General features: G+C 72.3%; 11 protein-coding genes and 2 pseudogenes. 8 read left to right on the top strand and 5 right to left on the bottom strand.

Going from position 1 to position 14,226, the window contains the following annotated elements; all coding sequences use genetic code 11:
* Positions 1-47: 47 nt before the first annotated feature.
* Positions 48-485, bottom strand: coding sequence for a cell division protein SepF (locus tag ABD198_RS15395; RefSeq protein ID WP_344001453.1), 438 nt, complete (start codon positions 483-485; stop codon positions 48-50).
* Positions 486-787: 302 nt separating this feature from the next.
* On the opposite strand from ABD198_RS15395, the gene ABD198_RS15390 reads away from it, so the two are divergent.
* From ABD198_RS15390 to ABD198_RS15380, 3 genes are all read left to right on the top strand, one after another.
* Positions 788-2,104 (top strand): DUF5685 family protein, encoded by a 1,317-nt coding sequence (locus ABD198_RS15390; protein ID WP_344001451.1) that lies wholly within the window; start codon positions 788-790, stop codon positions 2,102-2,104.
* A 333-nt stretch (positions 2,105-2,437) separates the two neighbouring features.
* Positions 2,438-3,346 carry a S1 family peptidase gene (locus ABD198_RS15385; protein WP_344001449.1) on the top strand — a complete coding sequence of 303 codons (909 nt, stop codon included), beginning with the start codon at positions 2,438-2,440 and terminating at the stop codon, positions 3,344-3,346.
* A 613-nt stretch (positions 3,347-3,959) separates the two neighbouring features.
* Positions 3,960-5,042 carry a S1 family peptidase gene (locus tag ABD198_RS15380; protein WP_425580483.1) on the top strand — a complete coding sequence of 361 codons (1,083 nt, stop codon included), beginning with the start codon at positions 3,960-3,962 and terminating at the stop codon, positions 5,040-5,042.
* Positions 5,043-5,281: 239 nt separating this feature from the next.
* Here ABD198_RS15380 and ABD198_RS15375 read toward each other — a convergent pair.
* Positions 5,282-5,458, bottom strand: a pseudogene (locus ABD198_RS15375) (DUF3533 domain-containing protein); the annotation flags it as partial.
* 154 nt (positions 5,459-5,612) lie between these two features.
* Here ABD198_RS15375 and ABD198_RS15370 point away from each other — a divergent pair.
* Entirely contained in the window at positions 5,613-9,167 is a 3,555-nt protein-coding gene (locus ABD198_RS15370; RefSeq protein WP_344001447.1) for a DNA polymerase III subunit alpha, read from the top strand.
* A complete protein-coding gene (locus tag ABD198_RS15365; RefSeq protein WP_344001445.1) occupies positions 9,164-10,132 on the top strand; it encodes a DNA polymerase Y family protein in 969 nt (322 codons plus the stop codon). The genes ABD198_RS15370 and ABD198_RS15365 overlap by 4 nt, the downstream gene beginning before the upstream one ends.
* A gap of 48 nt (positions 10,133-10,180) precedes the next feature.
* Here the strand turns inward: ABD198_RS15365 and ABD198_RS15360 are convergent, their stop codons facing one another.
* Entirely contained in the window at positions 10,181-10,555 is a 375-nt protein-coding gene (locus ABD198_RS15360; RefSeq protein WP_344001443.1) for a cupin domain-containing protein, read from the bottom strand.
* Positions 10,556-10,662: 107 nt separating this feature from the next.
* On the opposite strand from ABD198_RS15360, the gene ABD198_RS15355 reads away from it, so the two are divergent.
* Together ABD198_RS15355 and ABD198_RS15350 are read left to right on the top strand one after the other, a co-directional pair.
* A complete protein-coding gene (locus ABD198_RS15355) occupies positions 10,663-11,109 on the top strand; it encodes a MarR family winged helix-turn-helix transcriptional regulator (RefSeq protein WP_344001440.1) in 447 nt (148 codons plus the stop codon).
* Between the two features lie 161 nt (positions 11,110-11,270).
* The gene (locus ABD198_RS15350; protein ID WP_344001438.1) at positions 11,271-12,137 is read left to right on the top strand and encodes an esterase/lipase family protein; all 867 of its coding nucleotides are present in this window, start codon (positions 11,271-11,273) and stop codon (positions 12,135-12,137) included.
* A gap of 139 nt (positions 12,138-12,276) precedes the next feature.
* Here the strand turns inward: ABD198_RS15350 and ABD198_RS15345 are convergent, their stop codons facing one another.
* Both ABD198_RS15345 and ABD198_RS15340 read right to left on the bottom strand, forming a co-directional pair.
* A complete protein-coding gene (locus ABD198_RS15345) occupies positions 12,277-13,296 on the bottom strand; it encodes a lytic polysaccharide monooxygenase auxiliary activity family 9 protein (RefSeq protein WP_344001436.1) in 1,020 nt (339 codons plus the stop codon).
* 256 nt (positions 13,297-13,552) lie between these two features.
* The gene (locus ABD198_RS15340; protein WP_344001434.1) at positions 13,553-13,687 is read right to left on the bottom strand and encodes a hypothetical protein; all 135 of its coding nucleotides are present in this window, start codon (positions 13,685-13,687) and stop codon (positions 13,553-13,555) included.
* A 144-nt stretch (positions 13,688-13,831) separates the two neighbouring features.
* On the opposite strand from ABD198_RS15340, the pseudogene ABD198_RS15335 reads away from it, so the two are divergent.
* A pseudogene (locus ABD198_RS15335) lies at positions 13,832-14,086 on the top strand (class I SAM-dependent methyltransferase); the annotation flags it as partial.
* Positions 14,087-14,226: the final 140 nt, after the last annotated feature.

The raw sequence follows: 14,226 nt of genomic DNA, 5'->3' as shown, positions 1-14,226 counted from the left end.
CCGGGGGAGGAGGCGGGACCGGTGAGCGGCCTGGAGGCGGTCCTGCCTCAGCTCTGGTTGAAGAAGCCGTCCGCCCGGTGCGCGGCGGGCTCACCGCTGACCACCTCGGTGTCGGCCGGGCTCAGCAGGAAGACCCGGTTGGAGACCCGCTCGATGGAACCGCGCAGACCGAAGATCAGACCCGCGGCGAAGTCCACCACGCGCTTGGCGTCGGCGGCCTCCATGTTGGTGAGGTTCATGACGACGGGCACACCGTCGCGGAACAGCTCGCCGATCGCGCGGGCGTCCCGGAAGCTGTCCGGGGTGATGGTGCCGATGCGGCGGCCCTTCTCCTCGGCGACGTCCGAGGCCACCTTGACCCGCGGATCGGTGGCCCAGGCATCCTCGGACTCGGCCCCGTCGGAGTAGTCGTCGTCGTAGTAACGCTCGTCTTCGGTGTCGTCGACGAGGCCCAGCCAGGCACTTGCCTTGCGTACCGATCCCATGGACGCCTCCTCTCACAGCGGTCTTGTCTTGCTTTCCGCACCCCTATGGTCGTCCATGATGCGGATGGCGCGCCAAGTGGATAGACGCCGCACGGGGGGTTTGTGACGGTACTGGTGCACGACCGATCCGTCGAGAGTCCGTGTTTCCCAAGGGTCTTGATGCAAACGGCTGCTGACTGTGAGTGAAATATGATTCTTCGCGGCGTACGGGTGATGCGCGGTGCGTACGGGTGAATCCACGGCAATGAGAAGGCTCGATACGATGCCGCCGCTCAGCTTGTACTACTGCGACGGGGAACATCGTGTTCGGAATGGTCAGGCCCTGCCGGCACCGGCTGGGGGAGCGGTTCACGGCCCAGTGGATGGCGCACCTGTGCGGATTGTGCCTCGCGCTGCGCGGTGACCACGGTCAGCTCTCCCGCATCGGCACCAACTACGACGGGCTGCTCATCTCGGTATTGACGGAGGCTCAGGCCGGGCCGGCCGAGGCGGGACGGCGCACGGCGGGACCGTGTCCGCTGCGCGGGATGCGCACCGCGTCCGTCGCACACGGTGAGGGCGCCAGGCTCGCGGCGGCCGTCTCCCTCGTGCTCGCCTCGGCCAAGGTGCGCGACCATGTCGCCGACGGCGACGGGCTGCTGGCCCGCCGGCCGGTCGCGCTCGCCGCCCGCCGGGTCGCCGCGAGCTGGGACCGGGCCGGGGCCCGCACCGGTTCGGACGTCGGCTTCGACACGGCCGTTCTGCTCGACGCCGTGGACCGTCAGACGGCTGTGGAGGCCCTCGCCGGGCCCGGCACCTCGATCCTCACGGTCACCGAACCCACCGAGACCGCCACCGCCGCCGCCTTCGCCCACACCGCGGTGCTCGCCGGGCGCCCGCACAACGCCGCGCCGCTCGCCGAGGCCGGGCGCCTCTTCGGGCGCCTCGCGCATCTGCTGGACGCCGTGGAGGACCGGGAGGCTGACGCCGCGTCGGGTGCCTGGAACCCGCTCACCGCGACCGGCACCCCGCTCACCGAGGCGCGCCGCCTCGCCGACGACGCCGTGCACGGCATCCGGCTGGCGCTGCGGGAGGCCGACTTCACCGACCGGGGGCTGGTGCATCTGCTGCTGGTGCACGAGCTCAGGCGCTCGGTGGACCGGGCCTTCGGCACGGTGCCGGTGTGCGCCACCCACCAGCCGGGCCCGCACGGACAGCACCCGCAGAACCCGTACGGTGGCGGCAATCCCCATGGAGGCGGCAATCCGTACGGCGGGGGCACCCCGTATGCGGGCGGCAATCCGTACGGCGGGGGCACCCCGTATGCGGGCGGCAATCCGTATGCCGGCGGCGGGGGAGCGCCCGGTGGCGGCGGTGGCGGTGACTTCGGCGGGTCCGGAGGATTCGGTGGGTCCGGCGGGTTCGGCGGGTCCGGCGGCTCGGGCGGGTTCGGTGGCGGGACCGCGCCTCAGCCGCCGCGGCGGCGTGGCTTCTGGGCCGGGTGCGGGATGTTCTGGCTGCTGTGCTGCACCTGCAAGTTGTGCTGCGCCAAGGAGTACGAGGGGCCGTGGTCGCGCAAGAAGCGCGAGGGCTGCTGCCGTGACTGCGATTGCGACTGCTGCGAGTGCTGCGACTGCTGACGCCGCTGCGTTTCGGCCGGGGAACCCTGAGTGAGCTATGCGGAAGGGCGACTTCCGGACAACCGCGGGTGCGAGGTGTAAGCGCTGACTGCGCCCTGACGTGCGCTGTTCGCAGGTGACTTGGGCCTGGCCAGGGGGCAAGTCGCGCAGATGGTTCAAAGATTGACGGCCGAAAGGCACCCTTGCGTCGAACGGTCGGTCGGCCGAATACTCGCGGTCAGCGCTTGTCAGGGACACAGCGGGTTCGGAATCCGGACACCTTGGGTCCCCGGCTGCGCCTCACGGGCCCGAACCCCACGAGGGCCCCCGACTTCCTTTGTGGAGGAACGAAAAGTGAGGATCAAGCGCACCACCCCCCGCAGCGGCATTTCGAGACGGACCCGGCTGATCGCCGTCTCCACCGGCCTCGTGGCCGCTGCCGCGTTCGCGGTCCCCAGCGCGAACGCGTCCGACACCCCCACCACCTTCAGCGCCTCCGAGCTCAAGAGTGCGAGCAACTCGGTGCTGAAGGCCGACATCCCGGGCACCGCCTGGGCCGTCGACAGCAAGACCAACCGGGTGCTCGTCACCGTCGACAGCACCGTCTCGCGGGCCGAGATCGCCGAGATCAAGAAGCAGGCCGGCGAGAACGCCGACGCGCTGACCATCAAGCGCACCCCGGGCAAGTTCACCAAGCTGATCCAGGGCGGTGACGCCATCTACGCGAGCAGCTGGCGCTGCTCCCTCGGCTTCAACGTCCGTTCCAGCAGCGGCGCCGAGTACTTCCTGACCGCCGGTCACTGCACCGACGGCGCGGGCACCTGGTACTCCAACTCCGGCCGCACCACGGTGCTCGGCAGCACGGCGGGCTCCAGCTTCCCGGGCAACGACTACGGCATCGTCCGGTACACCAACTCCTCCGTCAGCAAGCCCGGTACGGCGGGCGGCGTGGACATCGTGCGCGCGGCCACCCCGAGCGTGGGCACCACCGTCATCCGTGACGGCTCCACCACGGGTACGCACAGCGGCCGGGTCACCGCGCTGAACGCGACCGTGAACTACGGCGGCGGTGACATCGTGTACGGGCTCATCCAGACCACCGTGTGCGCCGAGCCCGGCGACTCCGGCGGCCCGCTCTACGGCAGCAACGGCACGGCCTACGGTCTGACCTCCGGCGGCAGCGGCAACTGCACCACCGGTGGCACGACCTTCTTCCAGCCGGTGACGGAGGCGCTGAGCGCCTACGGCGTCAGCGTCTACTGAGGCCTCGGGCACGGACCGCCCCACCGGTCCCGCCCGTTCCACCGCAACCGGCTCACGGCGAGCCCCCGTACCCGGTCCAGGGCGCGGGGGCTCGCCCCGTACCCGGGGCTGCCACCGAGCCAGGACTGCACCCGGTCCAGGGTGCGGGGGCTCGCCCCTTTTTTGCTTGGATGCCCGTTTTTGGCGGGGTGCGGGGCGGGGTGCGGGGCGGGGTGCGGGGCGGGGCGCGGGTTCGCTGCTGCCTCGGGAGGCTCGGGTGGATCCGGCGCGCCCGCGTGATACCGCGCACCGTTCGGATTCGGATCCGGCGCCGTCGGTTTTCGGCCAGGTGTAGATGGCATGAATCGGGCTGCTGGTTACCCGCTCGTAATGTTTGCAGAGTGAACCGGTCGCCGGGGTCAAGATGTGTCAGGACATAAGGGGCGTACGGCCGTTGTCGTACGCGCGTCTCGAAGTCGACCTTGTGTGCGCCCTGTGAGGTTCGGAAGAGTAGGCGCCGTTCAACCGGTGCGGGCGTGGCCATTTTCTTGCGGGCCGCCCTCGTGACCGTACGCCTTCCGGTTCGTGAAGCCCCCACAGCCTTCCGGACCGTCCCCCCACAGGAGGACGTGAGTTGAAGCACCGACGCATACCCAAGCGGCGTGCCGCCATGGCAGGCGGGGCGGTTGTCGCCCTGGTCGCCGCCGCAGTCACCTTCCAGACTGCGAACGCCAGTGAGACCCCGGCCGAATCCGCGCCCCGCACCCTCTCGGTGACGGCGGCCGGAAAGCTCGCCTCGACGCTCGCCGGAGAACTCGGCTCCGACGCGGCGGGTACGTACTACGACGCCAAGTCCAAGAGCCTCGTGGTGAACGTGGTCGACCAGGCCGCCGCCGAGACCGTCGAGAAGGCCGGAGCCAAGGCGAGAGTCGTCGCGAACTCCCTCGCCGACCTCAAGAGCGCGCGCACCACCCTCAAGCAGGACGCCACCATCCCCGGCACCTCCTGGGCGACCGACCCGGTCACCAACAAGGTCGTCGTCACCGCGGACCGCACGGTCTCCAAGGCCGAGTGGGGGAAGCTCACCGAGGTTGTCGAGAAGCTCGGTGCCAAGGCCGAACTGCAGCGCACCAAGGGCGAGTTCAAGCCCTTCATCGCGGGCGGTGACGCCATCACCGGCAACGGCGGGCGCTGCTCGCTCGGCTTCAACGTCACCAAGGGCGGCGAGCCGCACTTCCTCACCGCCGGGCACTGCACCGAGGGCATCTCCACCTGGTCGGACTCCTCCGGCAATGTGATCGGCGAGAACGCCGCCTCCAGCTTCCCGGGCGACGACTACGGCCTGGTCAAGTACACCGCCGACGTGAACCACCCGAGCGAGGTGAACCTCTACGACGGCTCCTCGCAGGCCATCTCCGGCGCGGTCGAGGCCACCGTCGGCATGCAGGTCACCCGCAGCGGCTCCACCACCCAGGTCCACTCCGGCACCGTCACGGGCCTGGACGCCACCGTGAACTACGGCAACGGCGACATCGTCAACGGCCTGATCCAGACCGACGTCTGCGCCGAGCCCGGTGACAGCGGCGGCTCGCTCTTCTCGGGCGACAAGGCGGTCGGCCTCACCTCCGGCGGCAGCGGCGACTGCACCTCCGGCGGCACGACCTTCTTCCAGCCGGTGACGGAGGCCCTGTCGGCCACCGGCACCCAGATCGGCTGACGCGGGCACCCGCACCACGCGCAGAAGTCCCGCTCCTGGCATCAGGGGCGGGACTTCTCGCGTGTGCGCCGGTGGCCGGCCGGGCGTGCGGTGGTCGTCGGTGGTGGGTGCGGCGGGTGTCAGCCGGCCCGCGGCCGGTCGTCCTCCCTCGTGCGCAGGGCGGCCATCACCAGCGTCACCGCGATGCCCGCCGGCGCCCACGCCGAGAGCACCGGCAGCGAGACGGTCATGCCGTGACCGCCGAAGGAGGCGTCGCGCAGCTTCGGGTCGTGCAGGGCCCCGACGTAGGAGGCGATGAACAGCAGCTGGAGCGCGATCACCCCGGCGACGAGCAGCGTGGCGTGCGGGGTGACGGCGTCCTTCAGCTCGTCGAGGAACGAGCCCCTCCCCGTGCCGGCGCCGGTGCTCTGCGTCATGCCCCCACGGTGCGAGGGGCCGGGTGTTTGCGCAGGTGGGACGGGGCCGAGCGGATGTCGCACACGTATTCGAGAATTGGTCTATGGTGGGGGTGAGGTAGCTGGGAACATTTGTTCGAGAGTCGGTCGCGGCTCACGAGTGCGGGAGGTGCGTGTGCCGGGTTTCACACATCTGCACACCGTCTCCGGGTTCTCCCTGCGCTACGGCGCCTCCCACCCGGAACGGCTGGCCGAGTGCGCCGGCGAACGGGGCATGGACGCCCTCGCCCTCACCGACCGCGACAGCCTCGCCGGGTCCGTCCGCTTCGCCAAGGCCTGCGCCGGGGCGGGTGTGCGTCCCCTGTTCGGCGCGGAGCTGGCGGTGGCCCCGCCCGCGGCCCCGGGCGGTGACGGGTCCGTCCGCAGGGAGCGGCGCCGCACCCCGGTGCGCGGCGGTGCCTTCATCGACGAATCGACACCCCGGGTCACCTTCCTCGCCCGGGCCGGCGCCCGCGGCTGGGCCGATCTGTGCCGACTGGTCTCCGCCGCCCACACCGCCGAGGGGCTGCCGCGGCTGTCCTGGGAGGCCAACCACGCCGACGGCCTGACCGTGCTGCTCGGCCCCGACTCCGACGTCGGCCGCGCGCTGGCGGCCGGCCGCCCCGACCGCGCCGCCCGGCTGCTCGCCCCCTGGCGGGAGGTCTACGGCGACGCCCTGCGCCTGGAGACCGTCTGGCACGGCCGCAAGGGCACCGGCCCCGGCTCCCTGCGCCTGGCCGCCCGCACCCTCGGCTTCGCCGCCGAGCAGCGCGTCCGCCCCGTGCTCAGCAACGCCGTCCGCTACGCCGACCCCGGCCTCGGCCCGGTCGCCGACGTCCTGGACGCCGCCCGCCGGCTGGTCCCCATCGACCCGGCCAAGGGGCTCGACTCGGGCGAGGCCTGGCTCAAGGGCCCGGACGAGATGGCGAGGATCGCCGAGCGGATCGTGGAGGCCGCGGGCTTCCGCCGCGAGGCGGCGCACCGGCTGCTGGAGCAGACCCAGGCCACGGCCGCCGAGTGCCTGGTCGACCCCGAGGACGACCTCGGCATGGGCAGCGTCCACTTCCCCGAGCCGCACCTCGTCGGCGCCGGTCGGCGCACCGCCCAGCGGGCGCTGGCCTCCCGGGCGGCGGCGGGCATGGTGCTGCGCGGCTACGCCGGGCGCCGCGAGTACTGGGAGCGGATGCACCACGAGCTGGACATCATCGCCCACCACGGCTTCGCCTCGTACTTCCTGACGGTCGCCCAGGTCGTCGACGACGTGCGGGACATGGGCATCCGGGTGGCCGCCCGGGGCTCAGGCGCGGGCTCGCTCGTCAACCACCTGCTGGGCATCGCGCACGCCGACCCGGTCGAGCACGGGCTGCTGATGGAGCGCTTCCTGTCCAAGGAGCGGGTGGTGCTGCCCGACATCGACATCGACGTGGAGTCCGCCCGCCGGCTCGAGGTGTACCGCGCGATCATCGACCGGTTCGGCACCGAGCGGGTCGCCACGGTCGCGATGCCGGAGACCTACCGCGTACGCCACGCCATCCGCGACGTCGGCGCCGCGCTGTCCATGGACCCGGCCGAGATCGACCGCGTCGCCAAGTCCTTCCCGCACATCCGCGCCCGCGACGCCCGCGCGGCGCTCCAGGAGCTGCCCGAGCTGCGGCAGCTGGCGGGGGAGCAGGAGAAGTACGGGCGGCTGTGGGAGCTGGTCGAGGCGCTGGACGCGCTCCCGCGCGGGATCGCCATGCACCCCTGCGGAGTGCTGCTGTCCGACGCCTCCCTGCTCACCCGGACGCCGGTCATGCCGACCAGCGGTGAGGGCTTCCCCATGGCGCAGTTCGACAAGGACGACGTGGAGGACCTCGGGCTGCTCAAGCTCGATGTGCTGGGCGTGCGGATGCAGTCGGCGATGGCGCACGCGGTCGCCGAGGTGGAGCGGGCGACGGGGGAGCGGATCGACCTGGACGCGGTGCCCGAGGGCGACCCGGCGACGTATGCGCTCATCCGGTCCACCGAGACGCTCGGCTGCTTCCAGATCGAGTCGCCGGGCCAGCGGGACCTGGTGGGGCGGCTCCAGCCGGCCACCTTCCACGACCTCGTGGTCGACATCTCCCTGTTCCGCCCGGGGCCGGTCGCCGCCGACATGGTGCGGCCGTTCATCGAGGCGCGGCACGGGCGGGCGCCGGTGCGCTATCCGCACGAGGACCTGGCCGGGCCGCTGGAGGGGACGTACGGGGTCGTGGTCTTCCACGAGCAGATCATCGACATCGTCTCGATCATGACCGGCTGCGGGCGCGGCGAGGCGGACCGGGTGCGGCGCGGGCTGTCCGACCCGGAGTCGCAGGGGCGTATCAAGGTGTGGTTCGCCCAGCACGCGGCGGACCGGGGCTACGACGCGGAAACGATTCAGCGGACCTGGGAGATCGTCGAGGCCTTCGGCTCGTACGGCTTCTGCAAGGCGCACGCCGTCGCCTTCGCCGTGCCGACGTACCAGTCGGCGTGGCTGAAGGCCCATCACCCGGCCGCCTTCTACGCCGGGCTGCTCACCCACGACCCCGGGATGTACCCGAAGCGGCTGCTGCTGGCGGACGCGCGGCGGCGCGGGGTGCCGATCCTGCCGCTGGACGTGAACAAGTCGGGGGTCGCCCACCGGATCGAACTGGTGTCTGAATCAGGTGACCCGGGGTCGAAGGTGTGGGGCCTGCGGCTGGCGCTCTCCGACGTGCACGGCATCAGCGAGGCCGAGGCGGAGCGGATCGCCGAGGGCCAGCCGTACGCCTCCCTCCTCGACTTCTGGGAACGGGCCCGGCCCAGCAGGCCGATCGCACAGCGGCTGGCCCAGGTGGGCGCGCTGGACGCGTTCGGCGCCAACCGGCGCGATCTGCAACTGCACCTGACCGAACTGCACCGGGGCGCCCGCGGCGGACGCGGGGACCAGCTCCCCCTGGCCGGCGGACGCAAGACCGCCTCCGCCGGGCTGCCCGACCTCACCTCGGCGGAGCGGCTCAGCGCCGAGCTGGGCGTGCTGTCCATGGACGCCTCGCGCAATCTGATGGACGACCACCGGGAGTTCCTGGCCGAGCTGGGCGTGGTCTCCGCGCGGCGGCTGCGGGAGGCCCGGCACGGGGAGACGGTGCTGGTCGCGGGCGCCAAGGCGGCCACCCAGACACCGCCCATCCGCTCCGGCAAGCGGGTCATCTTCTCCACCCTGGACGACGGCACGGGCCTGGTCGACCTCGCCTTCTTCGACGACTCCCACGACGCCTGCGCCCACACCGTCTTCCACTCCTGGCTGCTGCTGGTGCGCGGGGTGGTGCAGCGCCGCGGCCCGCGCAGCCTCAGCGTGGTCGGCTCGGCGGTCTGGAACCTCGCCGAACTGCTGGAGGTGCGGCAGACGGAAGGGCTGGAGGGGGTCGCGGCGCGGCTGGCGGCGCCCGGCGGTACCGGCGCCGAGGACACCGAGGGGGACGGCGCCGCCCGCAGGCGGCTCGCCGGGTCGGACGGGCGGCCCGCGCCGGCCGGTTCTGCGGCACGGGACCCGATGGAGGCCGGAGAGAGCAAGGAGGAGAGCAGGGAGAACAGGAGGATCCGGATGCCCACGGGGTACGAGATGCACCCCTGGGCCGATCTGCGCCCCGCGGGCGAGGGACCCGCGGTGGGAAGGAAGTTGTGGCATCAGAGTCCGGGGAGTGCGGGATGACCATCCTCTGCGTACGTTTCCAGCTGCCGTCGGCGCACGAGGCGGCCCTGCCGGGGCTGCTCGGGCTGCTGGAGGAGTTCACCCCCGTCGTCCAGGCCCTGCCGCCGGACGGGGCGCTGGCCGATCTGCACGGCGCCGAGCGGTACTTCGGGCGCACCGCGCTCGAACTGGCCTCGGTGATCCGGGTCCGCGCCCTCGCCCTGCACGGGGTCGACTGCGTGATCGGCGCCGGGCCGGGACCGATGCTGGCCAGGATGGCGCTGCGGGACGCCCGGCCCGGAGTGACCGGCGTGGTGCCGGAGGACGCCGTCGCGGAGTATCTCGCCGACAAGCCCGTGGCCGCCCTGCCCGGGGTCGGCGCCAGGACCGCCCGCACGCTGTGCGAGTACGGCCTCGACACCCTCGGCCGGGTCGCCGGGGCACCGCTGTCCACGCTGCAGCGGCTGCTGGGCGCGCGCACCGGCCGTGAGCTGCGGGAGAAGGCGCAGGGCATCGACCGCGGCCGGGTCGTCCCGAACGCCGTCTCCCGGTCGCTGGCCACCGAACGCCCCTTCGGCCGCGACGAGCTGAGCCCCGAACGGCACCGCCGCGCCCTGCTGTCGGCCGCCGAGGAACTGGGCGCCCGGCTGCGCGCCGTGGACAAGGTCTGCCGCGCCCTCACCCTCACCGTGCGCTACGCCGACCGGTCGGCGACCACCCGCACCCGCACGCTGGAGGAGCCGACGGCGCACTCCGCCGCGCTGACCCGGGCCGCGTACGCCCTCTACGAGGCGCTCGGGCTGCAGCGCGCCCGGGTCCGCGCGATGGCCCTGCGCGTGGAGGGGCTCGACCCCGCCGAACAGGCCGCCCATCAGCTCACCTTCGACCCGGTGGACGAGAAGGTGCGCCGCCTGGAGGAGGTCGCCGACCGCGCGCGGGCCAGGTTCGGACCCCGGGCGGTGATGCCCGGCTCGCTCGCCGCGTAGTACCCGGGAAGGCGGGGCTCGGGGCGACGGGGCTCGGGGCGACGGGGTTCAGCGGGCCCACGGAGGCGCGATCCGCGTCCCGTCGGCCAGCTCCGCCTCCAGACCCACCGAGGTGGTGACCCAGGTGGTCGCGGGCCGGTCGGCGGGGTTGGCGAGGGCGAACGTGGTACCGGCGCCCACGATCACGGTGTCGCCCGCGGCGATGTGCTCGGTGCGGCCGTCCAGGGTGACGCGCAGTTCGCCGTCGAGCAGATGGAGGATCTCCTCCCGGCTGACGGTGTGGGCGGGGGCCTCGGTCCCGGCGGGGATCTCGCCCCGCCAGGCGCACAGCTCCCTGCTGCCGGTGCGGGGTGCGGCGCAGGAGACGAAGCGGACGCCGTGCAGTTCATGGGTGACGGTGTCGGCAGGGCGGACGACGGGCATGGCTGTCTCCCGGTTCATGAAGGCTGAGAGGCGGTCTGGATGGTCAAGCTACTTGACTATATGGTCAAGCTGCTTGACCTTCTCGTCAAGGGTGTTTCAATGCCTCCGTGCAGAACTCCGAGGCCATGGCCCTGTCCGCCGCCCTGCTCGCCGCCGCGGGCGAACTCGTCCAGCGCATCCATGAAGGCGTGACCGCCCGCGGGTTCGAGGGGGTGCGGCCGGTGCACGGGTTCGCCTTCGCGCGGCTCGCCCCGGACGGGGCGACGGTCACCGAGCTGGCCGCACATCTGGGGGTGACCAAGCAGGCCGCCAGTCAGCTGGTCGAGGAGATGGTGCGCCGAGGGTACGCCGAGCGTCGGCCGCATCCGGTGGATGCGCGGGCGCGGCTGGTGGTGCTGACCGAGCGGGGGCGGGCGTGCACGCGGGCCGCCGAGGAGGCGGCCGCGGAGGCGGTGCGGGGGTGGAGTGAGGTGCTGGGCGAGGCCGACCTGAGGCTGCTGTGGGAGCGTTTGGCGCGGATCGCGCCCGACGGGCCCATCCGGCCTGGTTGGTGATGCGCTGTCAGGTTCGATCCACTGTTGGTTATCACTGGAAGTTTTTACCGACACGTAACTTCCCACCGTGGCTACTCGCCCGTAACTTGACGAGTGAACAGCATCCTCGTGATCCGGATCACAGGTCGTAAGGACCCCACCCTTCGCAAGGAGATCACGCGATGCTGCCCTGGAAACGCCTCTTCAGACCACTCGCCGCCCTGATCCTCGCCGCCGCGGCCGTCACCGTTCCCACCGCCACCAGCGCCCAGGCCGCCGAGTCCGCCCCCAGCCGCGGCTGGAACGACTACCGCTGCAAGCCCTCCGCCGCCCACCCCCGGCCCGTCGTCCTGGTCCACGGCACCTTCGGCAACTCCGTCGACAACTGGCTCGGCCTCGCGCCCTACCTCAAGCACCGCGGCTACTGCGTCTTCTCCCTCGACTACGGGCAGCTCCCCGGAGTCCCCTTCTTCCACGGCCTCGGCCCCATCGAGAAGTCCGCGGAGCAGCTCGACGCGTTCGTCGACAAGGTGCTCGCCGCCACCGGCGCCGACGAGGTCGACATCGTCGGCCACTCGCAGGGCGGCATGATGCCCCGCTACTACCTCAAGTTCCTCGGCGGCGCCGACGAGGTGAACGCCCTCGTGGGCATCGCGCCCAACAACCACGGCACCACCCTGCTGGGGCTCGCGAAGCTGCTGCCGTACTTCCCGGGCGCCGAAGACCTGCTGAGCACCGCCACCCCCGCCCTCGCCCAGCAGATCACCGGCTCCGACTTCCTCACCAAGCTCAACGCGGGCGGCGACACCGTCCCCGGCGTGAGCTACACCGTCCTCGTCACCCGGTACGACGAGGTGCTCACCCCGTACCGCAACCAGTTCCTCAGCGGCCCCGATGTGCGCAACGTCCTGCTCCAGGACCTGTGTCCGCTCGACCTGTCCGAGCACGCGGCCATCGCCCTGTTCGACCGCATCGCCTTCCACGAGGTGGCCAACGCCCTCGACCCGGCCCACGCGAAAAGAACCACCTGTGCCTCGGTCTTCAGCTGACACGTGTATACGGCCGGCTGACACGTGTAGCTGCCCTGGCCCGTGCGGCTGACACGTGTCAGGGCGCGGGACGCACATGGGGGCCTGTCCGGCCTGAGCCGCCGGACAGGCCCCCCGGTCATCCGGTCATCCGGCCGGCTCAGCGGCCGTGCCGGCCCGCCGCGCGCCGCCGGGTGGAGGCGAACAGCGCCGCCGATCCGAGCGCCAGCGCCGCCGCCCCGCCGACCATCAGGTACGGGGTGTTGGCGTCACCGCCGGTCTCCGCGAGGTTCTGCCCCGCGGCGGCCGCCTTCGGCTGGTTGGCGCCGGCGGCGGCCGCCGCGGGAGCGGAGGCGCCGGAGGCCTCGCCCGCCTTCTCCTTCTCGGCGGCCGGTGCCGCCGAGGTCTTCGGGTCGTTGTCGCCGTGACCGTGGTTCTCCACCGTCGACTTGGCGGCGCCCTCCTTGATCTGCCGCTCGGTCGGCGCGGAGGCGGCCGGCGCGGGCGCCTTCTTCGGCGCGTCACCGGAGCCGGCCGCGGAGTTGCCGCCGCCGAAGGTGACGTCCGAGCAGGAGTAGAACGCCTCCGGGCTGTCCGAGCGCTGCCAGATCGCATACAGCAGCTGCTTGCCGGACCGTTCCGGGAGGGTGCCGCTGAAGGTGTAGAAGCCGCCGGACGCGGCCGGGTCGGTGGCCGTCGCCACCGGGTTCGCCAGGTCCAGGTCGTCCCAGGACAGCGGCTTGGACGGGTCGTAGCCCGGCTTGGTGATGTACACCTTGAAGGTGCCCTTGTGCGGGGCCGTCACCCGGTACTTGAAGGTGTACGAGCCGGCGCTCACGCCGGTCGCCGGCCAGTCCGCGCGGGCCAGGTCGAGACCCTTGAACTCCTCGTTGCCGGCGCTGCACAGCTTGCCGTCCGGGATCAGCTCCTGGTGGCGCCCGCCCGCGTCGCCGATGCGGATGCCGTTCCAGTCGTAGAGCGCCTGGGTGCCGCCCGCCTCGACGGCCGCCTTGCACGCCGCCGACTTCGGGCTCTCCGGGCCCTCGGCGTAGCACTGCGAGACCCGGCTGACCGGGTCGCCCATCGAGCCGTGCGCGGACGCCGGTGCGGCGGACAGGGCGGTCAGGGCGAGCGGGACGAGACCGGCAGCGGCGACGGCGGCCTTGCGGCGTGCGGGCATGGGGAAGCAACTCCTCGAAACGATCACTGACGGTGGGGAGCCCGTGCGGGACGGGGGCGTCCCGCAGGGGCGGAACCCGTGAACGGATCCCGTGGGGGTGCATCAGAAGCTAGCCCCGGAAAGCCGGGAAATCGCCTGGCCAAGGCCCTGATCGGGAATCCTTATGGCCGCGTTAAGGGAGTGCTCAGGCTCAGATCAGACAGCTACCGTGCGCACACGAAGGACCACGCGGAACCGCCCGCGGTGGCCGGGGACTTCAGCCCTCGGGCCACCAGGTGCGGGCGATGTCCCTGCGGATCTCCGGGCGGCCCGAGGGGTGCTCCTCGGCCTCCTCGCGGACCCGGCGGGCGTCGGTCTTCTTCAGGGGCTTGTGCACGGTGACACGGCGCATGGCTGCCTCCTCCAGGTCCTCCGGACTTCCGTGTCGTGTGCTCACGGAGGTGGACCTTTCGGGCGAGAGTTCCTCATCGGTCCCGGTCTGTCTGTGGCCCCGGTCACGAGGGGACTGTCAGTGGCAGGTGTCACTCTGGGCGGCATGACCTACGACAGCGCCTTCGACTGGGACGCCGCGGCCGCCGCCTTCGACGAGGAGCCGGACCACGGGCTGCGCGATCCGCGGGTGCGTGCCGCCTGGGCCGGCCGGCTGCGCGACTGGCTGCCCGCGGCCCCCGCCGACGTCCTCGACCTCGGCTGCGGCACCGGCAGCCTGTCGCTGCTCGCCGCCGAGCAGGGGCACCGGGTGACGGGTGTCGACCGGTCGCGGGCCATGGTGACGCCGGCCCGGGAGAAAACCTCGCCGGAGTGAGGCCAGGTCGCCTGGCGGCTCAGGATTCGAGACCCGGTCACCTGGGCGGGCGCCGGGGTCGGGAGCCGGTCGCTACGGTGGCCGAAGCCGAGGCCCGCTCACTGCGGCGGACGCCGGAGTCGAGC

It is taken from the genome of Streptomyces thermocarboxydovorans, from assembly GCF_039524635.1.
Lineage (GTDB): Bacteria > Actinomycetota > Actinomycetes > Streptomycetales > Streptomycetaceae > Streptomyces > Streptomyces thermocarboxydovorans.
The sequence above is the reverse complement of the archived record's forward strand: the minus strand, read 5'-3'. Positions and strand labels throughout refer to the sequence as shown.